This window comes from Mesorhizobium sp. M4B.F.Ca.ET.143.01.1.1 (assembly GCF_004792275.1).
Classification (GTDB): domain Bacteria; phylum Pseudomonadota; class Alphaproteobacteria; order Rhizobiales; family Rhizobiaceae; genus Mesorhizobium; species Mesorhizobium abyssinicae.
This window is the reverse complement of record NZ_SRSR01000009.1, coordinates 32597-55836: the sequence shown is the minus strand read 5'-3', so window position 1 is coordinate 55836 and position 23240 is coordinate 32597. Positions and strand designations below refer to the sequence as shown.

21 protein-coding genes are annotated in these 23240 nt (G+C 64.8%); 9 read left to right on the top strand and 12 right to left on the bottom strand.

Features of this window, described 5'->3' with window-relative positions:
* The first annotated feature begins 232 nt into the window (after window positions 1–232).
* A complete protein-coding gene (locus EN786_RS22075; protein WP_127284180.1) occupies window positions 233–1006 on the top strand; it encodes an NIPSNAP family protein in 774 nt (257 codons plus the stop codon).
* Here EN786_RS22075 and EN786_RS22070 read toward each other — a convergent pair.
* From EN786_RS22070 to choX, 3 genes are read right to left on the bottom strand one after another with little or no spacing between them, the layout of a single operon-like run.
* Window positions 995–2503 carry an amidase gene (locus EN786_RS22070; protein ID WP_127284181.1) on the bottom strand — a complete coding sequence of 503 codons (1509 nt, stop codon included), beginning with the start codon at window positions 2501–2503 and terminating at the stop codon, window positions 995–997. The two genes, EN786_RS22075 and EN786_RS22070, sit on opposite strands and share 12 nt — an antisense overlap.
* Window positions 2500–3381 carry an alpha/beta hydrolase gene (locus EN786_RS22065; protein WP_245478207.1) on the bottom strand — a complete coding sequence of 294 codons (882 nt, stop codon included), beginning with the start codon at window positions 3379–3381 and terminating at the stop codon, window positions 2500–2502. Before EN786_RS22065 ends, EN786_RS22070 begins: the two co-directional genes overlap by 4 nt.
* Window positions 3378–4316 (bottom strand): choline ABC transporter substrate-binding protein, encoded by a 939-nt coding sequence (gene choX, locus EN786_RS22060; RefSeq protein WP_127284182.1) that lies wholly within the window; start codon window positions 4314–4316, stop codon window positions 3378–3380. The genes EN786_RS22065 and choX overlap by 4 nt, the downstream gene beginning before the upstream one ends.
* 83 nt (window positions 4317–4399) lie before the next feature.
* Here choX and betI point away from each other — a divergent pair, with 83 nt between their 5' ends.
* From betI to EN786_RS22035, 5 genes are all read left to right on the top strand, one after another.
* A complete protein-coding gene (betI, locus tag EN786_RS22055) occupies window positions 4400–5038 on the top strand; it encodes a transcriptional regulator BetI (RefSeq protein WP_127309763.1) in 639 nt (212 codons plus the stop codon).
* A gap of 106 nt (window positions 5039–5144) precedes the next feature.
* A complete protein-coding gene (locus tag EN786_RS22050; RefSeq protein WP_127309764.1) occupies window positions 5145–5921 on the top strand; it encodes an SDR family oxidoreductase in 777 nt (258 codons plus the stop codon).
* Between the two features lie 283 nt (window positions 5922–6204).
* Complete coding sequence (gene fumC / locus EN786_RS22045) at window positions 6205–7602, top strand: class II fumarate hydratase (RefSeq protein WP_127284746.1); 1398 nt, start codon at window positions 6205–6207, stop codon at window positions 7600–7602.
* 113 nt (window positions 7603–7715) lie between these two features.
* Window positions 7716–8138, top strand: a complete 423-nt coding sequence (locus EN786_RS22040; protein WP_126055158.1) for a DoxX family protein — start codon at window positions 7716–7718, stop codon at window positions 8136–8138.
* A gap of 157 nt (window positions 8139–8295) precedes the next feature.
* The gene (locus tag EN786_RS22035) at window positions 8296–8718 is read left to right on the top strand and encodes a DoxX family protein (RefSeq protein ID WP_127284745.1); all 423 of its coding nucleotides are present in this window, start codon (window positions 8296–8298) and stop codon (window positions 8716–8718) included.
* Between the two features lie 114 nt (window positions 8719–8832).
* Here the strand turns inward: EN786_RS22035 and ppx are convergent, their stop codons facing one another.
* Window positions 8833–10368 carry an exopolyphosphatase gene (gene ppx, locus EN786_RS22030; RefSeq protein WP_127284744.1) on the bottom strand — a complete coding sequence of 512 codons (1536 nt, stop codon included), beginning with the start codon at window positions 10366–10368 and terminating at the stop codon, window positions 8833–8835.
* A complete protein-coding gene (locus EN786_RS22025; RefSeq protein ID WP_127284743.1) occupies window positions 10365–12560 on the bottom strand; it encodes an RNA degradosome polyphosphate kinase in 2196 nt (731 codons plus the stop codon). Before EN786_RS22025 ends, ppx begins: the two co-directional genes overlap by 4 nt.
* Before the next feature lie 214 nt (window positions 12561–12774).
* Between EN786_RS22025 and EN786_RS22020 the strand changes: the two genes are divergently transcribed.
* Both EN786_RS22020 and EN786_RS22015 read left to right on the top strand, forming a co-directional pair.
* Window positions 12775–13020: a zinc-finger domain-containing protein gene (locus EN786_RS22020; RefSeq protein WP_127284742.1), complete on the top strand. Its 246-nt coding sequence runs from the start codon at window positions 12775–12777 to the stop codon at window positions 13018–13020.
* Window positions 13021–13039: 19 nt separating this feature from the next.
* Window positions 13040–14275 (top strand): FAD-dependent monooxygenase, encoded by a 1236-nt coding sequence (locus EN786_RS22015; protein ID WP_127284741.1) that lies wholly within the window; start codon window positions 13040–13042, stop codon window positions 14273–14275.
* 230 nt (window positions 14276–14505) lie between these two features.
* Here EN786_RS22015 and EN786_RS22005 read toward each other — a convergent pair whose 3' ends face one another.
* The 7 genes from EN786_RS22005 to EN786_RS21975 all read right to left on the bottom strand — a co-directional run bounded on the left by EN786_RS22005 (window position 14506) and on the right by EN786_RS21975 (window position 21552).
* Window positions 14506–15171: a TIGR02117 family protein gene (locus EN786_RS22005; protein WP_127284740.1), complete on the bottom strand. Its 666-nt coding sequence runs from the start codon at window positions 15169–15171 to the stop codon at window positions 14506–14508.
* A 103-nt stretch (window positions 15172–15274) separates the two neighbouring features.
* Window positions 15275–16078 (bottom strand): amino acid ABC transporter ATP-binding protein, encoded by an 804-nt coding sequence (locus EN786_RS22000; RefSeq protein WP_127284739.1) that lies wholly within the window; start codon window positions 16076–16078, stop codon window positions 15275–15277.
* A 70-nt stretch (window positions 16079–16148) separates the two neighbouring features.
* On the bottom strand, window positions 16149–17306 hold the full coding sequence (locus EN786_RS21995) for an amino acid ABC transporter permease (RefSeq protein WP_127284738.1): 1158 nt from the start codon (window positions 17304–17306) through the stop codon (window positions 16149–16151).
* A 4-nt stretch (window positions 17307–17310) separates the two neighbouring features.
* Complete coding sequence (locus EN786_RS21990; RefSeq protein ID WP_127284737.1) at window positions 17311–18498, bottom strand: amino acid ABC transporter permease; 1188 nt, start codon at window positions 18496–18498, stop codon at window positions 17311–17313.
* Between the two features lie 63 nt (window positions 18499–18561).
* Window positions 18562–19590 (bottom strand): amino acid ABC transporter substrate-binding protein, encoded by a 1029-nt coding sequence (locus tag EN786_RS21985; RefSeq protein WP_127284736.1) that lies wholly within the window; start codon window positions 19588–19590, stop codon window positions 18562–18564.
* A 440-nt stretch (window positions 19591–20030) separates the two neighbouring features.
* Entirely contained in the window at window positions 20031–20909 is an 879-nt protein-coding gene (locus tag EN786_RS21980; RefSeq protein WP_135908859.1) for a DUF2182 domain-containing protein, read from the bottom strand.
* Window positions 20910–20916: 7 nt separating this feature from the next.
* On the bottom strand, window positions 20917–21552 hold the full coding sequence (locus EN786_RS21975; RefSeq protein ID WP_127287197.1) for a DUF1326 domain-containing protein: 636 nt from the start codon (window positions 21550–21552) through the stop codon (window positions 20917–20919).
* A gap of 309 nt (window positions 21553–21861) precedes the next feature.
* Here EN786_RS21975 and EN786_RS21970 point away from each other — a divergent pair, with 309 nt between their 5' ends.
* A complete protein-coding gene (locus EN786_RS21970; protein ID WP_127311951.1) occupies window positions 21862–23034 on the top strand; it encodes a cystathionine beta-lyase in 1173 nt (390 codons plus the stop codon).
* Window positions 23035–23240 lie beyond the last annotated feature (206 nt).

Below are 23240 nucleotides of genomic sequence, written 5' to 3'. Positions count from 1 at the left end.
ATCTCCTCCATCTTCCCTTGGGAGAGAAGGTGCCTGAACCAAGTGAAGGCGGATGAAGTATTCCAGCCTGGCAAGGACGGCGATCCGTCCGGCACCCTCATCCGTCTTGGCGCTGCGCGCCAATCCACCTCTCCCCGCAGAGGGAGAAGGAAGAGAGAAATAGCAGATTGACAAAACAGGACAACCGGTCTGTTTTACAAAACAGGACGATCACCCTGTTTTGGAGTCGACAATGGACCTTGCTCGAAACGAAACCTCTGCACGCCTTGCGTCACCGATCGTGGAACTGAGGCAGTACACGCTGAATCCCGGACGGCGCGAAAAGCTGATCGACCTCTTCGAGCGCGCGTTCATCGAAAGCCAGGAGGCGGCGGGCATGACCATCATCGGCCAGTTCCACGACCTCGACCGTCCGGACATGTTCGTGTGGATGCGCGGCTTCGCGGACATGGCGGCGCGAAAGGAGGCGCTGACGGCCTTCTATGGCGGCCCGGTGTGGGCCGCGCACAAGGAGGCCGCCAATGCGACGATGATCGATTCCGACGACGTGCTGCTGCTGAAGCCGGCATGGCCGGGCGCCGGGTTCGACCTGTCGAGGGTGCGACGGCCAGCTTGCGACGGGGTCGAAAACCGAAGCGATAAGAGGTGCTTGCCTGGCATTGTTGAGATTCAGATTCATCATTTGCATCCGGGCGCCGAAGCCGACTACGCCGAGCGTTTCGAAACGGATGCCGCCCCGCTGCTCGCGGCGAACGGCGTGCGCCTGCTTGGCGCCTTCATCAGCGAGCATGCGGAAAACAGCTTCCCGCGCCTGCCGGTGCGATCGGGCGAAAACGTCTTTCTCGGCGTCAGCGGCTTCGACGACGAAGACGCGCGCCGGCGGTCGCAAACCGCCCTCGCCGCCTTGCCGGCATGGCAGGCGCTTCTCGGCAAGCAGCGGACAGACCAAACCAGGCCGACGGAAACATTGCGGCTCTCGCCGACATCGCGATCGCTACTCGGCTAGCCTTGCGGTAATCGCTCCATTCCGGGGGCAGGTGCCGCCCAACTCGATGGCGAGCGCGGCAAGCCTGGCCTGGACGGGCGGACGACGCTTGCTCCAACCGGTTGCCTGTTCCAGCGCGTAGGAAATTCCAAGCAGCCTATGGTCCTCGTTGGGCCGACCGGCAAGCTGAATGCCGATCGGCAGGCCGCCTTCGGACAGGAAAAGCGGGAGGCTGGCGGCAGGTTGTCCGGTCACGTTGAAGATTTCCGTGAACGGCGCGAAGCCGTAGGCCCGATCCACCCATGCTGCATAATCGAACGCGGCGTCATCGCCACGGACAGCGCCAATCAGGCGCGGCAAGTCGGCTGTCGCCGGCGTCATGATCAGGTCGAACCCGTCGAACGTCCTTGCCATCGCCAGCGATGCCCGATGCTGTCGGGCCTGCGCCTTCAAATAGTCGGCGGCCGAGGAGCGGCGGAAACGGTCCAGCGCATGCAAGCTCAGCGCTTCGATTTCGCCGGGCAGTGGCATGCGGCCGATATCGTTGGCCCGCTCGTCGACGAGCAACGCGACCTCCGACATCCAGAAAATGCTCCATTCGGCGCCGCCATCGGCCTCCGGCGGAAAGCGGGCCTCAATCACCTCGTGCCCCATCTCTTCCAGCAGCGCCATGGCTTGCCGGAACTTCTCCTCGATCTCCGCCGCCACCGGCGCGCCATCCGGCCGATGCGCCACGCAGGCAATGCGCATGCGCTCGGGCGGCGACGACAGCCAATCCAGATAAGAGGGCACCGTTCTCGACACGAAGCATGGCGCGCCCGGTTCGGGGCCGACAGTGATGTCGAGCATTGCGGCAGTGTCACGAACGGTTCGGGAAAGAACGTTCTCGACGAAAAGTCCGGCGCCGACCTGATCGCGATAGGGGCCGACGGGATTGAGGCCTCGCGACGGCTTCATGCCGAACACGCCGCAACAGGCCGCCGGCACCCGGATCGAGCCGCCGATGTCGGAACCGTGGGCAACCGGCACCATGCCGCTTGCCACCGCGGCCGCCGCGCCGCCGCTCGAACCGCCCGCCGTCACCGACAGGTCCCACGGGTTCAAGGTCGGGCCGTGAACAACGGGCTCGGTGACGAAGTCATTGGCGAATTCCGGCGTGTTGGTCTTGCCGAGCAAGGTCAAGCCGGCGGTCCGCCAGCGCCAGACGATTTCGCTGTCGGGTTTCGGCGCGGCATCCCTGAAATAGAGTGACGCGTGGGTGGTCGGCCACTCCCGCACATGGACGCCGGTGTCCTTGACCAGGAACGGGACACCGGCCAGCGCGGCCTTCGCATCGCAGTTCGCAGCGGCGGCAAGCGCGCGCTCCGCATCGATCAGCGTCACCGCGTTGATCGCCGGGTTGAGCAATTCGATCGCTTCGATCGCGGCTTCGGCGATTTCGACGGGGGACAGTTCGCCGGAGCGGACGTGGCCGGCCAGGGCGACGGCGTCCGATGCCATGTATTGCGCCAGGTTCATGAGCGCCCTCGCCTCGAAACGGCTCCGCCCATGCGGCTTTGCCCGTTTTCGGTCCGCGTCTGGACGTAATCGGAGATGGCGGCCGCGACCAGCGCCGGATCTTCCCAGTGCGGATTGTGCCCGCAATGGGGCGCGTCCATGAGCTTCGCGGCGGGAATTTCCTCAGCCAGCCGTCGCTGATGGGTTGCGTCGAAGATCGGATCGCGCCCGCCGCCGATGACAAGTGCCGCGACACGTAAGTTGCGGGCGGCGGCGGTGAGGTCCGTTGCGCGTATTTCGTCCAGGATCGCGCGCCAGCGTGACGCCGGCATCGCCGACGCCTCCTTGGCGGCGGCGGCGAGAAAAGCCTGCGGCACGCCGGGCTGACAGGCATGCCACCAGGCATAAAACGGGTCCGCCGGCGATATCGGATCGCGCAATTCCCGCACGCCTGCAGCCATTGGATGGTCCACTGCCAGATCGGGCTTCAGAGTGCCGGCCAGAAGCACCAGCCCGTCGATGAGTTCCGGCTGCCGTGCAGCCAGCTCGAGCGCGATCATGGCGCCCAGCGAATGGCCGATCACAACCGGCCGCTCCAGCCGCAAGCTGTGGACCAACCCCGCGAGATCGCTGGCGAAGTCGCCGATGCCATAGCCTCTTCCTGCCAGCGAGGCGCCATGGCCGCGCAGGTCGGGAATGATCAATCGGCGGCCGGCAAGGTGCGGCGCCAGAAGCGAGAAGCTGCGGCTGGTGTCGGTGAAGCCGTGCACCAACAGCAGCGCCGGTTCCGATCCGGCGAACTCGACATAGGCCATTTCGAGGCCGTCGAGGTCGATGACCCGCTTGCGGCTGGCCCAGGCTTCCTGTTCCGGCCAAGGGGCGAGCGCCGCAGGGCTCACAGGCCGAGCTTTTCCTTGACGGCGGCAAGACCAGGCTTGCCCTCGAAGGTGGTCACGCCGGCGAGCCAGGCGTCGAGGCGATCCTTGTTGAGCGTGATCGCCTTCAGTCCAGCCTCTTCGGGCTTCATGCCGTCATTGATCAGATAGCCCATGCCGACATTCTCGAAATCGACATCGAAGGCGAGATTCTTCAACAGCTGCGCGACATTCGGACATTGCTGGAGGTAGCCCTTGCGGACCTGCGTCGTCACCGTCGCTGCGCCGAAGTTGGGCCCATAGAACTTGTCGCCGCCGGTCAGATACTTGAAGTCGTACATGGTGTTCATCGGATGCGGCGCCCAGCCCTGGAAGACGATGAACTGCTTTTCCTTGATCTCGTAGCCGACCTCCGAAAGCATGCCGGCTTCGCTCGACTCCACGACCTGCCAGCCGCCGAGGTCCAGCGACGGGTCGGCTATGGCGTCCATCATCAACTGGTTGGATCCGGGCTCGATGCCGTACATCTTCTTACCGAACTTGTCGGCGAACTTGTGCAGGTCCGAGAAGTCCTTGACACCGGCCTCCCAGACATAGGTGGGCACCGCGAAGGTGTATTTGGCGCCCTCGAGATTGACGCGCACATTCTCGACCGAACCATCCTTCTTGTAAGGCTCGTAATAGGTGACCATCGCGGGATCCCAGTAGCCCAGGAACAGGTCGAGATCGTTGTTCTTCATGCCCTCGTAGATGACGTTGATGCCGAGCACCTGGCTCTGCGGCTGATAGCCGAGCGCTTGAAGCAGGACGTTGGCGATCCCCGTGGTGAAGGCGAGATCGTTCCAGCCGGGTTCGGCCATGCGAACAGCGCTGCATTCCTTGGACTCGGCCGCAAGGCCCGGTTGCGTCGAGAGCGCCAGCACGCAGAGCGCGGCGCCTGCCCCTATCAAGCGATGCATTTCGGTTCTCCTCATTCGCGATTTGTTGACCACTTGGCTTGTATATTGTCCCACTGGTCAATTCTTGATCTCGGTGGACGAAAATGTCAACCTCGATTCTCGATGCACGGAATTCGCCCTTGAAACTCAAGCGTCTCAGCGACATACGCCGCACGGAGCTGCGGCAGGCGGCCTTTGCCGTGCTTCAACGCGAAGGCATTGCCGGCGCCACAATCGAGAAGGTCGCCGCGCAGGCAGGCGCCTCGAAGGGCATCGTGCTGCACTATTTCAGCAGCAAGCAGGAACTCTTCGAGCATGCGATGCGCGAATCGAACCTCGTCCTGCGCAAGGCCGTGGTGGCGCGGCTGCGGCACGCGCAGACGCCGATGCAGCGGGTGGATGCCATCATCGACGGCAATTTCGAACCGCACCTGTTCCAGCCATCGCTCTGCTATGCCTGGCTGTCGCTCTGCGCCGAGGTGCCGCGCGACGCGAAGCTGGCGCGAATCCAGAAGGTGCTGCATGGGCGCATGCGCTCCAATCTCTTGTCCGGTCTCAGCGCCCTTGCCTTGCCTGAGGACGCCGAGGAGATCGCGCTTGGCGTCACGGCGCTGATCGACGGGCTATGGCTGCGGCTCGGCCTGCAGCCTGGAAGCGTGTCGCGCGAACAGGCGATCCGACAGGTGAAGAGCTATGTCGCGGCGAGGCTGGCCATGCGGGAGCCTGTCCCGGCCGGCGGTTAAGCGCAGACTGCCTCCGCCAGCCGAAGTTCATACTGTACGATAGGCCTTCGGCTTGACCGCGCTTGCCCGTCAGCGCTGCACTCGTCGCGCAATGACGGAGGATCCCATGCGACTTCACGGCAAGCGGGCGCTGGTGACGGGCGGATCGGACGGGATCGGCCTGGCGATAGCGGAGGCCTTTTTGCGCGAAGGCGCCGATGTGCTGATCGTCGGCCGCGATGCCGGCAAGCTGGCGACGGCGCGCGACGCGCTGGCAAGCGAGGCGAAGGGTGGCGCGGCGGTCGAAACGCTATCGGCCGATCTCGCGACCGGCGCCGGCATCGATGCGACGGTTGCCCGGGTGAAAGCATCCGGCCAACTGCTTGATATTCTCGTCAACAATGCCGGCGTCGCCTATCTCGTGTCGTTCGAGACGGTCAGCGAGGCGCAGTTCCAGCATTCCTTCGCGCTCAACGTGACGGCGGCGTTCTTCCTGACGCAGCGGCTGTTGCCGCATTTCGGCGCCGGTGCCTCGATCATCAACATCTCCTCCTACTTCGCCAACAAGATGATCCCGAACCGGCCGTCGAGCCTCTATTCGCTCTCCAAGGGCGCGCTGAACTCGCTGACCAAGTCGCTCGCCTTCGAGCTCGGACCGCGCGGCATAAGGGTCAATGCGATCGCGCCGGGCACGATCGACACCGCAATGCGGCGCAAGTCGATCGAAAACCTGCCGGCCGCCGCGCAAGACGAGTTGAAGGCCCATGTCGAGCGCAGCTATCCGCTCGGGCGTATCGGCCGCACCGGCGACCTTGCCGGCATCGCCGTCCATCTCGCCAGCGACGAGGCTGCCTGGACCAGCGGCGGCGTCTTTGCCATCGACGGCGGCTACACGGCGGGGTGAGAGGCGTTCTCTTCCTTTGTGGGGGAGATGGCCGGCAGGCCAGAGGGGGGCGCTGTCCCGCCAGCGTTTCAGCCCATTGAGGGCCGGATGAAATGGCAGCTCGGATCATCCCAGGTGCCGTGATCCTTCGCGCCCCCCTCTGCCCTGCCGGGCATCTCCCCCACAAGGGGGGAGATTAGCTAACTCTTCAACCGATTTGCATCTTCTTCGCCCCCAATCTCCGCTTGATGCCATTTGTGCAACGCGATACGCCGTTGCCGAATTCGACAACCGGAGACCTCCAGTGAGCGCTGAGAAGACCAGAACCGAAACCGACACATTCGGTCCCATCGAGGTCGCCGCCGACCGCTACTGGGGCGCGCAGGCACAACGGTCGCTGGGCAATTTCAAGATCGGCTGGGAAAAGCAGCCGGCGTCGATCGTGCGCGCGCTGGGCATCGTCAAGCGCGCCGCGGCCGAAGCCAATATGGAGCTGAAGCGGCTCGATCCCGCGCTCGGCAAGGCAATCATCGAGGCCGCTCAGGAGGTCATCGACGGCAAGCTCAACGACCATTTCCCGCTGGTGGTGTGGCAGACCGGCTCGGGCACGCAGTCCAACATGAACGCCAATGAGGTGATCTCCAACCGGGCGATCGAGCTGCTCGGCGGCGTCATGGGCTCGAAGAAGCCGGTGCACCCGAACGACCACGTCAATATTAGCCAGTCGTCGAACGACACCTATCCGACGGCCATGCACATCGCCTGCGCCGAACGCATCGTGCACGACCTGCTGCCGGCACTGAAGCACCTGCACAAGGCGCTGGAGGCGAAGAGCCAGGCGTTCGCGCACATCATCAAGATCGGCCGCACGCACACCCAGGATGCCACGCCGCTGACGCTGGGACAGGAATTCTCCGGCTATGCCGCACAGGTCGCCTCCTCGATCAAGCGCATCGAGATGACGCTGCCCGGCCTGCAGGAGCTGGCGCAGGGCGGCACCGCCGTCGGCACCGGCCTCAACGCGCCGATCGGCTTCGCCGAGAAGGTGGCGGACCGCATCGCCGCCATCACCGGCATCGCCTTCGTCACCGCGCCGAACAAGTTCGAGGCGCTTGCCGCGCACGATTCCATGGTGTTCTCGCACGGCGCGATCAACGCGGCAGCGGCGGCGCTGTTCAAGATCGCCAACGACATCCGCTTCCTCGGCTCCGGCCCGCGCTCCGGGCTCGGCGAGCTGTCGCTGCCGGAAAACGAGCCGGGCTCCTCGATCATGCCGGGCAAGGTCAACCCGACCCAGTGCGAGGCGCTGACACAGGTCTGCGTCCAGGTGTTCGGGAACAACGCGGCGCTGACCTTCGCCGGCAGCCAGGGCCATTTCGAACTCAACGTCTACAACCCGCTGATGGCCTATAACTTCCTGCAGTCGGTGCAGTTGCTGACCGACGCCTCGGTCTCCTTCACCGACAATTGCGTCGTCGGCATCGAGGCGCGCGAGGACAACATCAAGGCGGCGCTCGACCGCTCGCTGATGCTGGTGACGGCGCTGGCGCCGACCATCGGCTACGACAGCGCCGCCAAGATCGCCAAGACGGCGCACAAGAAGGGCACCACCCTGCGCGAGGAAGCACTGGCGACAGGCCTGGTCAGCGAGGCCGACTACGACCGGCTGGTACGGCCGGAGGACATGACGCATCCGGGGTAAGCTAGTATCACCGACGTAACCGGGTGAACAATCTGTCGCCACATCGGCATCTTTGGTGAACAGTCTGCCTGCTCTATCTGGGTTGTCATTCCAATCCTCCCGGAGAGAGTCCCATGTCCATCAACACTTCCGTCGCCGGTTCCGGCGTCGCTTCCAACAGCTCCACCACCATCCTGCTCGGCCGCATCCTGCTGGCCGTCATCTTCCTGCTTTCGGGCTTCGGCAAGCTCACCGCGATTGCCGGCACCGCCGGCTATTTTGGCAGCCTCGGCCTGCCGCTGCCGACCGTGACCGCCGTCCTCGTCGGCCTCATCGAGCTGCTCGGCGGCCTCGCCGTCCTCGTCGGCTTCCAGACCCGCATCGTTGCCTGGGTGCTGGCGATCTTCACGGTTGCCACCGGGCTGGTCGCCCATACCGGCTGGGCCGACCAGATGCAGATGATCCAGTTCCTCAAGAACCTCGCCATCGCCGGCGGCTTCATCGTGCTGGCTTCGTCTGGCGCCGGTTCCTACTCGATCGACGCCAAGCGCGGCTGAGCCCCGCTCAAATCCCGAACTAGACAAAGCGGCGCGGAATTTTCCGCGCCGCTTTTTCGTTGTCCTTAGAGCAGCCTCGTTAGCCAATTCCCGTGCGAGCCCCGGCAGCGTAGACTGATCGGCATGCCGGGCCGGAGTCGCCGGCAGGGAGGTGATGATGCCCCGCAACGTGCTGCTTCTCCTGTCCCGGCTGCTGCTTGCCGCCCTCTTCATCCCTTCCGGCTTCCAGGCGCTGACCAATATTTCCGGCACGACCAGCTATTTCGCCGGCCTCGGCCTGCCCCTGCCGGCGCTCGCAGCCTGGGGCACCGGCCTGTTCGAGCTGATCGCCGGAGCGCTCATCCTCGTCGGCTTCCAGACGCGGATCGTTGCCCTGCTGCTCGCGGCCTTCTGCATCGTTGCCGGCTTCATCGGTCATTACGGCCAGGGCGGCGACGACGCGATGCTCGCCTTCCTGCACCAGCAGATGCTGATGAAGGACATCGCAATCGCAGGCGGCTTCCTGGCGCTGGCGATGGCCGGCGCCGGTGCCTGGTCGGTCGACGGGCGGCTGGTTGGAATCGCAGATCAGCTGACTTGACCAGGCCGGCCAATTGGCCGGCTCGCTCAGGCGCGTTGGAAATTGGCGGCGATGATTTCGCGCCAGATGCGGGTGGGCCTTTTTGGCGCTGCCCACCATTTTCACCGAGACACCCTATTTGACCGAGACGCTTGGCCCATTCTCGACCGCCAGCACCAGCCGGCGATTGGTGATCCTGGCCAACTGCGCCAGCCGACCGGCCGGCCGCTCGCCATAAAGGTCGGCGAGCGAGGCCGGCAGCACCAGGGCCAGCGCGCCGTTGGGTCGGTTTTCCCATTTCAGCCGGGGCATGATGCCCGGCATCGCCGCCGTCAGCAGGTAGACGACGCGCATCATCGCCGCCAGCAGGCGGGCGCGCTCCAGGATGCGCGGCGGCGCCAGCGCCTTGATCTCGGGGGCGATGCCCTCGTTGAAGATACCGTCATGGCGGTAGGCGCCGGCCAGCGCCAGATAGGCGCGGCCGGGATGGTCGACGCCTATGAAGGAGGCATGCGCGATGATGTTGAGCGACTGCCGGCCGCGATATTCGGGATGCGCGCGCCAGCCGATGTCGGCCAGCAAGCAGGCGGCATGGCGGTATCGTGCCTCGTCCCCGGTCTCGTCGATGCCGAAGGCGGCGAAGGCCTTGCCGGTCCACTCGACCAGCTCATGGGCGTGGTGGACCGAGCGCGAGCGCAAGAGCGCAAGCTCCTCGGCGGCCGAGATCAGCGGATCGGCCTTCTGTTCGGCCTCGTCGAGCAGCGAATAGAGGAAGCCCTCGCGCACGCCGAGCGCCGAGACGACGATCTTGGACGGCTGCATCGCCGCCATGATCTCCTGCAGCACGACGGCGCCATAGGGCAGCAGCGAGCGACGATTCTTCGAGACGCCCTCGATGCCCCTGACCTTCTCGATCTCGGCCTTCGTCACCTGCTTCAGGAAGCTCAGGACGCTGTCGGCCGGTATCTCGTAGTGGTGCATGACGCCGAGCGGATAGTTGCTCATCTCCATGTGCAGCCGGGCGAGGTTTCGCCAGGTGCCGCCGACGGCGTAGAAGACCCTGCCCTGCCCGCCCTTCAGCAGCTTTGCCCGCGCCAGTTGCTCGCGCGCGATCTTCTGCGCCTGGGCGAGCGAGTTCTTGGCCATGTCCTGCAGGCGCAGGCCGCCGAGGGGCAGGGTGATGCCGTCGCCGATCGCCTCGCCATTGATGTCGATCAGCTCGAGGCTGCCGCCGCCAAGGTCGCCGGCGATGCCATTGGCCGGGTGGAAGCCTGAGATGACGCCGAGCGCCGAATAATGCGCTTCCTGGCGCCCGGAAAGTACCCGGATCTCGGTCTTCAGCACATCCTCGGCGCGGTGGATGAAATCGGGGCCGTTGACCGCCTCGCGCGCGGCGGCGGTCGCCAGCACATACATGTGCTCCGCGCCCGCCTGATCGGAGAGCGCGCGGAAGCGGCGGAACTCCTCCATCGAGCGGGTCACCGCCTCGGGATCGAGCTTGCCGGTCGAAACGATGCCGCGGCCGAGGCCGGCCAGCATCTTTTCGTTGAACAGCACAGTCGGCGAGCGCGCCAACCCTTCGTAGACGACGAGGCGGATCGAGTTCGAGCCGATGTCGATGATCGACAGCGGCCGCCGGTCCTGGAGCCGGCCCTGGGAAGTAGAAATCACGCGGCGCCGTTCTTCTTGCGGCGCTTGAACTGGGCTATGCGCTTGGGCGCATGCGACTTCAGCGCGTCACCCCGTCCGGACAGGCTCGGATTGGTCATGAAATATTCCTGCGCGTTGAACGGTTCCTCGCCCTCCTCCAGCACGACGCGCCGGGAGGTTCCGTCAGCCAATACGTCGAAACTTTGCTGGTTGTCCATGATGTTGCCCAGCATGATCTGGCCAAGCACCTGTTCATGCACAGTTGGATTGGTGATCGGCACCATGGTCTCGACGCGGCGGTCGAGATTGCGCGGCATCAAATCGGCCGAGGAGATGTAGACGATAGCCTCGTCCGAAGGCAGGCCGTGGCCGTCGCCGAAGCAGTAGATGCGGCTATGCTCGAGGAAGCGGCCGACGATCGATTTCACCCTTATGTTTTCCGACAGGCCGGGCACCTGCGGCCTCAGGCAGCAGATGCCGCGCACGACGAGATCGATCTCGACGCCGGCGCGGCTGGCGTCATAGAGCGCGTCGATGATGATCGGATCGACCAGCGCGTTCATCTTCATCCAGATGCGGGCCGGACGGCCCTCGCGCGCATGGGCGATCTCGTCCGAAATGTGCTTCAGGATGCGCTTGCGCAGCGTGAACGGCGAGACCGCCAGCCGCATCTCCTCGGCCGGCTCGGCATAGCCGGTGATGAAGTTGAAGAGCTGGGCGACATCGCGCGCGATCGTCGCGTCGGTGGTGAAGAACGACAGGTCGGTGTAGATGCGGGCCGTGACCGGATGGTAGTTGCCGGTGCCGAGATGCACGTAATTGCGCAGCTTGCCGTCCTCGCGCCGCACCACCAGCGACATCTTGGCGTGGGTCTTCAGTTCGAGGAAGCCGAACACGACCTGAACGCCGGCGCGCTCGAGGTCGCGTGCCCAGCGGATATTGGCCTCCTCGTCGAAGCGCGCCTTGAGCTCGACCAGCGCCGTCACCGACTTGCCGGCCTCGGCCGCGTCGACCAGCGCGCGGACGATCGGGCTGTCGTTGGAGGTGCGGTAGAGCGTCTGCTTGATCGCCACCACTTCCGGGTCGGCCATCGCCTGGCGCAGGAACTGCACCACCACGTCGAAGGATTCGTAGGGGTGGTGGACGACGATGTCCTTCTCGCGGATGGCGGCGAAGCAGTCGCCGCCATGCTCGCGGATGCGCTCGGGAAAGCGCGGATTGTAGGGCGTGAACTTCAAATCGTCGCGCGCGACGGCGACGATCTCGGAGATCTGGCTCAGCGCCAGCGGACCGGTCAAGACGCTGATGCGGCTCGACGAAACGCCGAGCTCGCCGGCGACGAAGTCGCGCAGCGCGGGCGGCATCGACATGTCGAACTCGATGCGGATGACCGAACCGCGGCGACGCCGCTTCAGCGCCGTCTCGAACAGGCGCACCAGATCCTCGGACTCTTCCTCGACCTCGATATCGCTGTCGCGGATGAGGCGGAAGGTGCCGGAGCCCTTGACCTCGTAGCCCGGGAAAAGCTTGCCGATATAAAGGCCGACCGCTTCCTCGAGCGGGATGAAGCGGACATGGTTCTTGCGGTCGGGCAGGCGGATGAAGCGCTTCAGGGCCACCGGCAGGCGCAGCAGCGCGCTCATCTCCTCGCCGTTCTTGCGGTGGCGCAATTGCAGCGCCATCGAGAAGCCGAGATTGGGGATGAACGGGAACGGGTGCGCCGGGTCGATCGACAGCGGGGTCAGCACCGGGAACACCTGATCCTGGAAATGTTCTTCCAGCCAGGCCCTCTCGTCCTTGGTCAGCGCGTCGCGCGTGATGCTCTCGATGCCTTCCTTGTTGAGCAGCTGCATCAGCGCCGACAGGCTTTTCTGCTGGTCTTCCTGCAGGCGCTCGACCTCGCGCAGCAATTGTTCGAGCTGCTGCTCCGGCGTGCGGCCGTCCGGGCTCTTGAGGGCGATGCCCTCGCGCACCTGGCCGGCGAGGCCCGCGACGCGGACCATGAAGAACTCGTCGAGATTGGCGGCCGAGATCGACAGAAAGCGGACCCGTTCGAGCAACGGATGGTTCGCATTCAGCGATTCTTCCAGCACGCGGCGGTTGAACTGCAGCCAGGAGAACTCGCGATTGACGAAACGGTCTGGATTGCCGGCTTCCGGGCTTGCCGCCTCGATGGTGATGAATTCGCTTTGCACCGGCTTCAGTTCGTTCATGATTCCTGCTCTTGCCCCTGCCCCGGTTTCCCTGAACATCCTTGTGGCGCCAGGCACTACGCCTGGCTGCAAAAATGCTCCAGCCGGTTAACCGGCTCAACTTATCCTCTGACAGGCTTTTGCGACAGTTTCATTTCATCGATCTTGCAAAGAGGCCGGTTATGATCCAGATGCAACTGGCCGAAAGCAGGCCGAGACCAAATTGGAGACGACGATGGCAGGCGGTTCCATTCCCCATTTCCAGAACGATGCGGGCCATCCGGCGATCGACATCGGCGTCAGGGAATTCATGTGCACGGGCGCCAACCCGCCTTTCGACCATCCGCATGTCTTCCTCGACATGGGTGACGACAACGAGAAGGTCTGCCCCTATTGCTCGACGCTCTACCGTTATTCGTCGAAGCTGAAGGCGACGGAAACGGTGCCGCCGGGCTGCCTCTATATCGACCAGGCCGCCTGACTCTTTCGCGACAGATCTGATGGACGACGCGCGCTCCCGGCAAGTCGTCATCGCCGGAGCGGGTATCGCCGGGTTAACCGCGGCCATTGCGTTCGCCGAACGCGGCCATCCCGTGCAGATTTTCGAACAGGCGCCGCGACTCGAAGCGGCCGGCGCCGGCATCCAACTTTCCCCCAACGCGACGCGCATCCTCAGGCAACTCGGCGTGCTCGATCGGTTGCTGCCGCATGCCGTGCGGCCGGAGGCGGTGGTGCTGAAGGACGCCGCGACGCTCAGGGAATTGGCGCGGGTGCCGCTGGGGCAAGCCGGCGAGAGCCGTTGGGGTGCGCCCTATCTCGTCGCGCACCGCGCCGACGTGCAGGCGGCGCTTACGGCGCAGGCCGCGGGGTGCCGCGACATCGAACTTGTCACCGGCGCGCGCGTGACAGGCCTTGCCAACGCGCCGCAAGGCGTTGCGGTGACGGTCGAAGCGGATGGGCGCAGGATCGAGGCCAGCGGCCAATTGCTGGTCGGCGCCGACGGCGTCTGGTCGTCGCTTCGCGAAAAGCTCGCCGTCATGGAGCCGGGCTTCGGCAAGAGCCGCTTCTCGGGCGAGCTTGCCTGGCGCGCGACGGTCGCGGCTGAAAGTGCCGCCGGAGAAGCCTTTGCAACGGTCGGCGCCACGGACTGCGTCACCACCTTTCTGCATCCTGGCTTCCACCTGGTGGCCTATCCGGTGAGCCAAGGCAGCGCCTTCAACCTCGCCGCCTTCACCAGGGGCGAGCGCATCGCCGAAGGCTGGTCCGGCCATGCCGACCCGGCCATCCTCTCAGGCGCCATGCGCGGCACGGCGCCGGCGCTGGCAAGGCTTGTCGCGCAGGCCAGTCCGTGGACGGCGTTTCCGATCCATACCGTCGCCCAGCAGCGCTGGACGACGCCAGCCGGGATCGCGCTCATTGGCGACGCCGCGCATGCGATGACGCCGTTCTCGGCGCAGGGCGCCGCCATGGCAATAGAGGACGCCGCGATGCTTGCCGGCATGGTCGCCGACTTCCCCGACGATCCAGGGCAGAGCCTTGCCGTCTGGGAGAACCTGAGGCGGCCGCGCATCGCGAAGGTACTGAGGCGCGGCGCGCTCAACCGGCTTGCCTGGCATGCCTGGGGGCCGGTGGCGATCGCGCGCAACCTGGTGCTGGCGACGCGCCCGGCGGAGAAGCTCGCGGCCGATCTGGACTGGCTCTACGGGTGGGAGGCGCGGAAGGTGGTGCGGCGTTGACCGCCTTAGTGGGCGATCGCAATTGCGATCGCCTGGCGGGACAGCGCCCCCCTCTGTCCTGCCGGACATCTCCCCCACTTGGGGGGAGATCAGCAGTCGCGCCGGCTTTCGCCAATGTCCAACGTTGCAGGGTCAGCACCGGCGGCGAAACCGCCAATCTCCCCCCTCGTGGGGGAGATGTCCGGCAGGACAGAGGGGGGCGCGAACGAATGAGGCGCTCATGATTGGCTTCAATCATACAACCGCATCGACCACCCCAGCGACACCGGCAGCGGGTTCCACCAGCCGGTGCGCAGGCCGGCGGTGCGCAGCGCGGCTGCCGTCCAGGTGTTGCAGCCGACCAGCGCGTTGAAATGGCCGTTGGCCTCGTAGAAGCGATCGAAGCGGGAATAGCCGGTATTGTCGATGGCCATCGGGCCGTCCGGTCCCTGCCGGAAGCTCGCCGCTATATAGTCGAGCAGTGCTGAGAAACGATCGTCGTCGATGTCGAAACCGGCGACATCGGGATGCGGTTCGCTGATTGCGCCGGCGACATCGACATGCATCACCGAGGCGTTGAGCGTCAGCGCCTTGAGCACCGGCACCGCCTTCAGCTCCGACCATGTCGGCGTTTCCAGGTAGAAGGCACGGCCGCCCCAGCCGAAGACGATGTAGCGCACCTCCGGAGCGTCGGCCGGGATGCCGGCATCGGTGAGGAAATGGAAACGCCGGCGCACCTCTTCATCGACGGGGATGGCGATGTCGGTGTGGATCGGGTTGCTCAGCACCAGGATGCGCCTGCTGCCCTCGCCCGCTGCGGCCGCCGGCCAAAGCGGGCGCGGCACCAGCGTGCCGAGCGCCGCGGCGAGCGCGAACGCGGCCGGCAGGCCGACAAGCAAACGCCAGAACCTTCTCATCGACGACACCTTTGCCGCATCAGGGCCGATAGCTCCGGCCCGTGCATATGAAAAAAGCCCGGCCGCATTGCGGCCGGGCTTCTGCGTTCGATATGGGAACCGCTCAGTGCAGGATCTGCGACAGGAACAGTTTCGTGCGCTCGTGGCGCGGATGGTCGAAGAACTCGGCCGGCGTGTTCTGCTCGACGATCTGGCCCTGGTCCATGAAGATCACCCGGTTGGCGACCTTGCGGGCAAAGCCCATCTCGTGGGTGACGCAGAGCATGGTCATGCCTTCCTCGGCCAGACCCACCATCGTCTCCAGCACTTCCTTGATCATTTCCGGATCGAGCGCCGAGGTCGGCTCGTCGAACAGCATGATGCGCGGGTTCATGCACAGCGAGCGCGCGATCGCCACGCGCTGCTGCTGGCCGCCCGAAAGCTGGCCCGGATATTTGTTGGCCTGCTCAGGGATCTTGACGCGCTTGAGGAAATGCATGGCGATCTCCTCGGCCTGCTTCTTCGGCGTCTTGCGCACCCAGATCGGCGCCAGCGTGCAGTTTTCAAGGATGGTCAGATGCGGGAACAGGTTGAAGTGCTGGAACACCATGCCGACCTCGCGGCGCACCTCGTCGATCTTCTTCAGATCGTTGGTCAGTTCCTTGCCGTCGACGATGATCTTGCCCTTCTGGTGCTCCTCCAGCCGGTTGATGCAGCGGATCATGGTCGACTTGCCGGAGCCGGACGGGCCGCAGATGACGATACGCTCGCCGCGCATCACCTTGAGGTTGATGTCCTTCAGCACATGGAACTCGCCGTACCATTTGTGCATGCCGACGATGTCGATGGCGACGTCGGTCGTCGAGATGTGCATCTTCTTGGCATCGACCTTGAGGTCGTCCGCGCTGACGGCGTTTTCGGTGGTCATGGCCAATTCCCCTTATCGTTGTCTTTGATGCATGTCGTTACCCCAAAACCGCATACTTAGGCGACCTGCATCAGCGTTTGTAGCCGGTGTCGAGCCGGCGTTCCGTGTACATTGAATAGCGCGACATGCCGAAGCAGAACAGCCAGAACACGAAGGCGGCGAACACCAGGCCGGATTTCGCGGTCTGCGGCGTCGCCCAGTTGGCGTCGGAGAAGTTCTGCTTGACGACGCCGAGCAGGTCGAACATCGAGATGATCAGCACCAGGCTGGTGTCCTTGAACATACCGATGAAGGTGTTGACGATGCCGGGAATGACCAGCTTCAGCGCCTGCGGCAGCACGATCAGGCCCATCTTCTGCCAGTAGCCGAGGCCGAGCGAATCGGCGCCCTCATACTGCCCTTTCGGAATCGCCTGCAGGCCGCCGCGCACCACCTCCGCCATATAGGCGGCGGCAAACAGCGAGACGCCGATCAGCGCCCTCAGGAACTTGTCGAAGGTGACGCCCTCCGGCAGGAACAGCGGCAGCATGACGCTGACGAAGAACAGCACCGTGATCAGCGGGATGCCGCGCACCGTCTCGATGAAGATGACGCACAGCATCTTGATGATCGGCATCTTGGAGCGCCGGCCGAGCGCCAGCACCGTGCCGAGCGGCAGCGAGACGGCGATGCCGACGAAGGACAGGCTGAGCGTGACCAGCAGCCCGCCCCACAGCGAAGTCTCGACAGGCGGCAGGCCGAACACGCCGCCGAGCAGCAGGAAGAACGAGACGATCGGCAGAACCAGGAACAAGAGAATGGCGTTCAACCCCTTGCGCGGCACGCGCGGGATCAGCATCGGCACCAGCAGCGCCACGAACAGGATGGCGACGAGGATCGGCCGCCAGCGCTCCTCGATCGGATAGCGGCCGAACATGAACTGGCCGAACTTGGCGTTGACGAAGGCCCAGCAGGCGCCGCTCCAGCCGTCCGGCTGGATGCCGCCCTGCGCGACGGTCGCGCAGACGGTCCGATCCGGACCCGTCCACTGGGCGTTGAGCAGAGCCCAGTTGATGACCTGCGGCAGGATCCAGGCGACGATGAGAATGCCGAGGATGGTCAGGATGGTGTCGCCGGGGGTGGCGATCAGGTTCTTGCGCACCCAGGCATAGAGCCCGCGTTCGCTCGGCGGCGCCGGCTGGGCGAGAGCCATCTCGGTACGCACCCAGGACATATCATGTTCCTGCATGGTCCTACCTCTCCACCAATGCCATTCTGGCGTTGACGACGTTCATGACCGCGGAGGTCACGAGGCTCAGCACCAGATAGGCGATCATCATGATCAGCACGCCCTCGACCGCCTGGCCGGTCTGGTTGAGCACCGTGCCGGCGGTGGCGGTGAGATCGGGATAGCCGATGGCGATCGCCAGCGAGGAGTTCTTGGTCAGGTTGAGATACTGGCTGGTCAGCGGCGGGATGACGATGCGCATGGCCTGCGGCACCACGACCAGCCGCAGGATCGGGCCCGAGCGCAGTCCCAGCGCCCCGGCGGCCTCGGTCTGGCCTCTGCTGACGCCCCTGATACCGGCACGCACGATCTCGGCGATGAAGGCCGCCGTGTAGCAGGACAGCGCCAGATAGAGCGACAGGAATTCCGGCTTGACCTGGAAGCCACCTGTCAGGTTGAAGGTCGATTGCTTCGGAAAATCAAAGCTCAGCGGGAAGCCGCTAAGCGCGTAGGCAAGCAGCGGCAGGCCGGCGATCAGCGCTATCGACGTCCAGAACACCGGGAACTGCTGACCGGTCACCATCTGCCGCTGGCGGGCCGTGCGGGCGACGAACCACGCCATGGCCAGGCCGACGAGGAAGGCGACCAGGATCAGCCAGGAGCCGTCACCCCAGATGGCGCGCGGAAAATAGAAGCCGCGCTGGTTGAGGAAGGAGCCGAAGGGCAGGTTGTAGCTCTCGCGCGGCGGCGGCAGCACGGCGAGCACACCGGAATACCAGAAGAAGATGACCAGCAGCGGCGGGATGTTGCGGAAGATTTCGACATAGACCGTGCAGATCTTGCGGATCAGCCAGTTCTGCGAAAGACGGCCGATGCCGACGACGAAGCCGATGATCGTGGCGGTGATGATGCCGGCGACGGCGACGATGATCGTGTTGATCAGCCCGACGATGATGGCGCGGCCATAGGTCGAATCCGACGTATAGGCGATCGGCGTGTCCGAGATATCGAAGCCGGCCCGCCCCTTCAGGAAGCCGAAGCCGGAGGCGATGTGCAGGCGTGCCAGATTGTCGATGACGTTCTGCACGATCCACCAGACCGAGCCGAACAGAATGACGATGACCAGCGTCTGGAAGAAAAGGCTGCGTACCTTAGGGTCATTGATGAAGGAAGCCCTGCTCGGCTCCTCGCGAAGGATTTCCTGCGATGCCATGCGACCGTCCCCTGGAAAGAGAAACCGGGAGGCAGACAGCCTACCTCCCGGATCACATTTCGATCAGCGGATCGGCGGAGCGTATTGCAGACCGCCTTTGGTCCAGAGCGCGTTGATGCCGCGCGCGATCTTGAGCGGGCTGCCCGAGCCGACATTCTTCTCGAACACTTCGCCGTAATTACCGACAGCCTTGACGATGTTCACGACCCAGTCGTTGGAGACGCCGAGATCGGTGCCGATCTTGGTGTCAGCCTCCTGGCCGAGCACGCGCTTGATCTCGGGGTTGTCGGAGGCCTTCATCTCCTCGACATTGGCCTTGGTGATGCCGAGCTCCTCGGCGTCGAGCAGCGCGAAATAGGTCCACTTGACGATGTGGTACCACTGGTCGTCGCCCTGGCGCACGGCTGGGCCGAGCGGCTCCTTGGAGATGATCTCGGGCAGCACGACATGGTCGGCCGGCGAACCCAGCGTCAGGCGGATGCCGTAGAGGCCCGACTGGTCGGTGGTGTAGACGTCGCAGCGGCCGGCGTCATAGGCGGCGTTGACCTCTTCCAGCTTCTCGAACACGACGGGGTTGTACTCCATCTTGTTCGACTTGAAGTAGTCGGCGAGGTTGAGCTCGGTCGTGGTGCCGCTCTGCACGCAGACGGCGGCGCCCGAAAGCTGCAGCGCCGAGTTCACGCCCGGCAGCTTCTTGGCGTTGATCATGAAACCCTGGCCGTCATAGTAGGTGACGCCGATGAAGTTCAGACCAAGCGCGGTGTCGCGATTGATGGTCCAGGTGGTGTTGCGCGACAGGATGTCGACCTCGCCCGACTGCAGCGCGGTGAAGCGTTCCTTGGCGCTGAGCGGCGTGAACTTGACCTTGGAGCCGTCGCCGAAGACGGCGGCCGCGACGGCGCGGCAGAAGTCGGCGTCGATGCCCTGCCAGTCACCCTTGTCGTCCGGCGCCGAGAAGCCGGCCAGACCGGTGGAGACGCCGCACTGGATGAAGCCCTTCTGCTTGACAGTGTCGAGCGTGCCGGCCGAAGCCGCCGATGCCGTAAACCCAAGCGCGGCGGCGCCGAGAATGCCGAATGCAATATGTTTCATGACCCACATACCCTTTTCTGTTTTACAGGTGACCCTGTTCTCAGGCGACCCTGATCTTTTTCCCGTGTGAACGCAGCTCCCTTTCCGGCCACTCCCGGATCCCCGCATCGCAACCGACGCGCTGCCTCCCATTCACGAACTGCATCGAAGGCGATTATTCCTGTGAGGTCAAGGGAAATGACCGTTTCCCAAAGAGTTTGAAAACCGATTGCCGCAAATGCCCGAATTGCGGCCAAACGCGCCCGCAAATTAGCCAGCGCGTGCAACCAGAGTCGGCAAAGTCCGCCCTTCCACATGAGCCCAATACCGGCAAAGATCAGGCTGGCGTTTGTTCCTGTTTCACTGGGGAAGACCTCGCCGGCGACCGCCACGGGCGAACCGGACGACCGGCTGCATTCATCAATACAAATCAACATGCATGATGATCAGCAGGCGGACGATCACCCGGCGCCGGCGAGCAGCCAGACGCCGATCGCCACCATCACCGCGCCGGAGATTCGCGGGAGCGCCCGGCCCGTCGGGACAGTCTTTTCCAGCAGGATGAGGATGGCGATCGCCGCGATCCACAGCACGTTCATGACGCCGCCGACGAACAGCAGTGCCATCAACGCCCAGCAGCAGCCGAGGCAATAGGCGCCGTGCGCGATACCCAGCCGCAGCGCGCCGAGCGGCGCGGTGCGGAATCCGCCATGTCTGGTCAGGAAGGCGATCGGCGCCTGGCATTGGCTGAGGCAGACGCCCTTCATCGGCGTCCATTGGTAGAGGCCGGCGGCAATCAGGATGACGCCGCCGAGGATGCCGCTGTTGGTCGCCATCATCGGATCGAGCAAGGCGAGACGGGCGAGCAGCCATTGCGCGCCGGTCGCGGCAAGGCTGAAGCCGATCCAGACCAGCAGATAGCCGCTGAAGAACCATCCTGTCGACGCGATGGTGCGCCCGCTCGCCGCGGCCTTGTGGCCGACGCCGGCATAGAGCAGCAGCATCGGCGCCACCGACGGCGTCATCATGCCGACCATCATCACCGCCCACATGGCGAAGATGAAGCCGAAATCGGCCGCCGCCCAGGCGCGGAAAGCCGGCGCGACCGCCTCGCCCATATCCATGCCCGACATGTCCATGCCGCTCATGTCCATGGTGCTCGTATCGGACATGTTCATGCCGGCCATGTCGCCGCCCACCCGTGCGGGCGTGGCGGGCATGCCCATGTCGGCTGCGAGCCACAGCAGATACGCCCAGGCGAGCACCGCAATGACGACGAGCGCCGCGGCGACGACCGCGCGGTCGCGTCGCAGCACCGCCTCGAGGGCCGTGTCGGTCATGGCGGCGTCAGTGCACGACGCCGCTTTGCGAAAGGTGGATTTCGGCGAAGTGGCTGTGCGTGTCCGCGACCTCGAATTTGATCGGGCCGGTCGCCTTGGTCCAGCCGCGTCCGGCTTCAGCGAGCGTGTATTCGAAGCCATGCGGCAGGTCGATGCGCGCCCGATGCTCGGCGCCGGTAACCGGGTTCTTGATCGGCTCGCCGTGCCCCTCGGCAATGCCAGGCACGCTCAACCGGGCCGTTCTTGCGTCGATGTCGACGTTGAAGTCGATCGCGGCGAAGATCGGATCGTGGACTTTCTCCAGCGTGGTCGAGAAGACCTGGAAGATGGTGGCGCCTGGCTCGGTATCCTGGCCGCTCAGGATGCGAAGCAGCGCATCGCGCTGCGCCTGCGTCGCCCGCTCGTCGATGACCACCGCGGCCTCGCCCTTGCCGTGGTGGATCGCACCCGGCCAGCGAAAGACGCCGGCGAAGCGCAAGCCGTCAAGCCTGGTGTCGCCGTGCTGGCCCTTTTCGATTTCCATGCCGACCACCGCCTGGCAGAACCCCTCGGTTGGCAAGGCGTTGAACTGGCACGGACAGCCATAGGCGCAGTTGCAGTTGACGAATTCGCGTGCCTTCATCGTCCACTTGACGTCGGGCATCACAGTCCTCCCTTGGTTAGCGCGAAGTGCCTGCATTGCGGGGGGAGACGGGACCGCGGCCAGATAAATTGTCCGGCGCGCATCAAGGCAACCCGGCAATGATCATATTAGACGTGTAACATATAACGTTCCCACACGGCCTGATAGTCGGATCAAAGTCCGATCGCCGGCGCCTAAGCCAGGCTCCGCCGCGGTCCGCCCGGCAAGGATTTGGCACATTGAAACACCGCCGACTGGCGGGCACCGGGCGGTTGCGTGGTCCGAGCCGCCGCATTATGGCTGGCGTCACCCCCACCACAGGCGAGAGACATGGCAAAAGACAACGGCGAAATGGGAATCAACACGCGGCTTGCCCATTCCGGCAACAATCCGCGCGACTATTTCGGCTTCGTCAATCCGCCGGTCGTGCATGCCTCGACGGTGCTCTATCCCGACGCGGCGTCGATGGCGGCGCGCAGCCAGAAGTACACCTACGGCACGCGCGGCACGCCGACCATGGACGCGCTGACGCAGGCCGTCGACGCCCTGGAGGGTTCGGCCGGCACGATCGCGGTACCCTCCGGCCTGGCGGCGGTGACGGTGCCGCTGCTCACCTTCCTCGCGGCGGGCGACCATCTCCTGATCGTCGACAGCGTCTATCACCCGACACGGCACTTCGCCGACACGATGCTGAAGCGACTGGGCGTCGAGGTCGAGTATTACGATCCGCACATCGGCGCCGGCATCGCCGCGCTGATCAAGCCCAACACCAAGGTGGTGTTCACGGAATCGCCGGGATCGAACACCTACGAGGTGCAGGACATCCCGGCGATCGCCAAGGCGGCGCATCAAGCCGGAGCCATCGTCATGATGGACAACACTTGGGCGACGCCGCTCTATTTCAAGCCGCTCGACCATGGCGTCGACATCTCGATCCATGCGGCGACGAAATACCCAGCCGGCCATTCGGACGTGCTGCTCGGCACCGTCTCCGCCAACGAGACGTACTGGAAGCAGCTCTACGAGGGTTTTTGCACGCTTGGCTGTTGCTCCGGCCCGGACGACATCTACCAGGTACTGCGCGGCCTGCGCACGATGGGGGTCCGGCTCGAGCATCACCGGAAGAGCACGCTTGCCCTGGCGAGCTGGCTCGAGGAGCAGCCCGGCGTGGCGCAGGTGCTCTACCCGGCGCTGGAGAGCCATCCCGACCACGCGCTCTGGAAGCGCGACTTCTGCGGCTCGAGCGGCGTCTTCTCGATCGTGCTCAAGGGCGGCGGGCAGAAGGCGCAGCACGCCTTTCTCGACGCGCTGAAGATCTTCGGCCTTGGCTATTCCTGGGGCGGCTATGAGAGCCTGGCGGTGCCGGTCTTCCTCGGCGACCGCACCGTCGCCAAGGGCTCCTATGAGGGGCCGCTGGTCCGCCTCCAAGTCGGGCTCGAGGACGTCGACGACCTCAAGGCCGACCTGTTGCGCGGACTGGCGGCGGCGGCGGCAACGGCCTGACCTGCGAAGACAACCCGGGTTGAGGGATCGATTCCGCACACGACCGCAAGGCCTTGGCGCGATTGAGAAAGCGAAGGCCGCAGGCGACAGCCCTCTGACCCGCGTCGCGCAATAATATTCTCCGCAATCGCAAAAGCGCGGATTGGTTTGGCTTCCAAATCCGCGACCGCGGCTGCATTGCGGGCAGCGCAATTTCTCTTGCATGC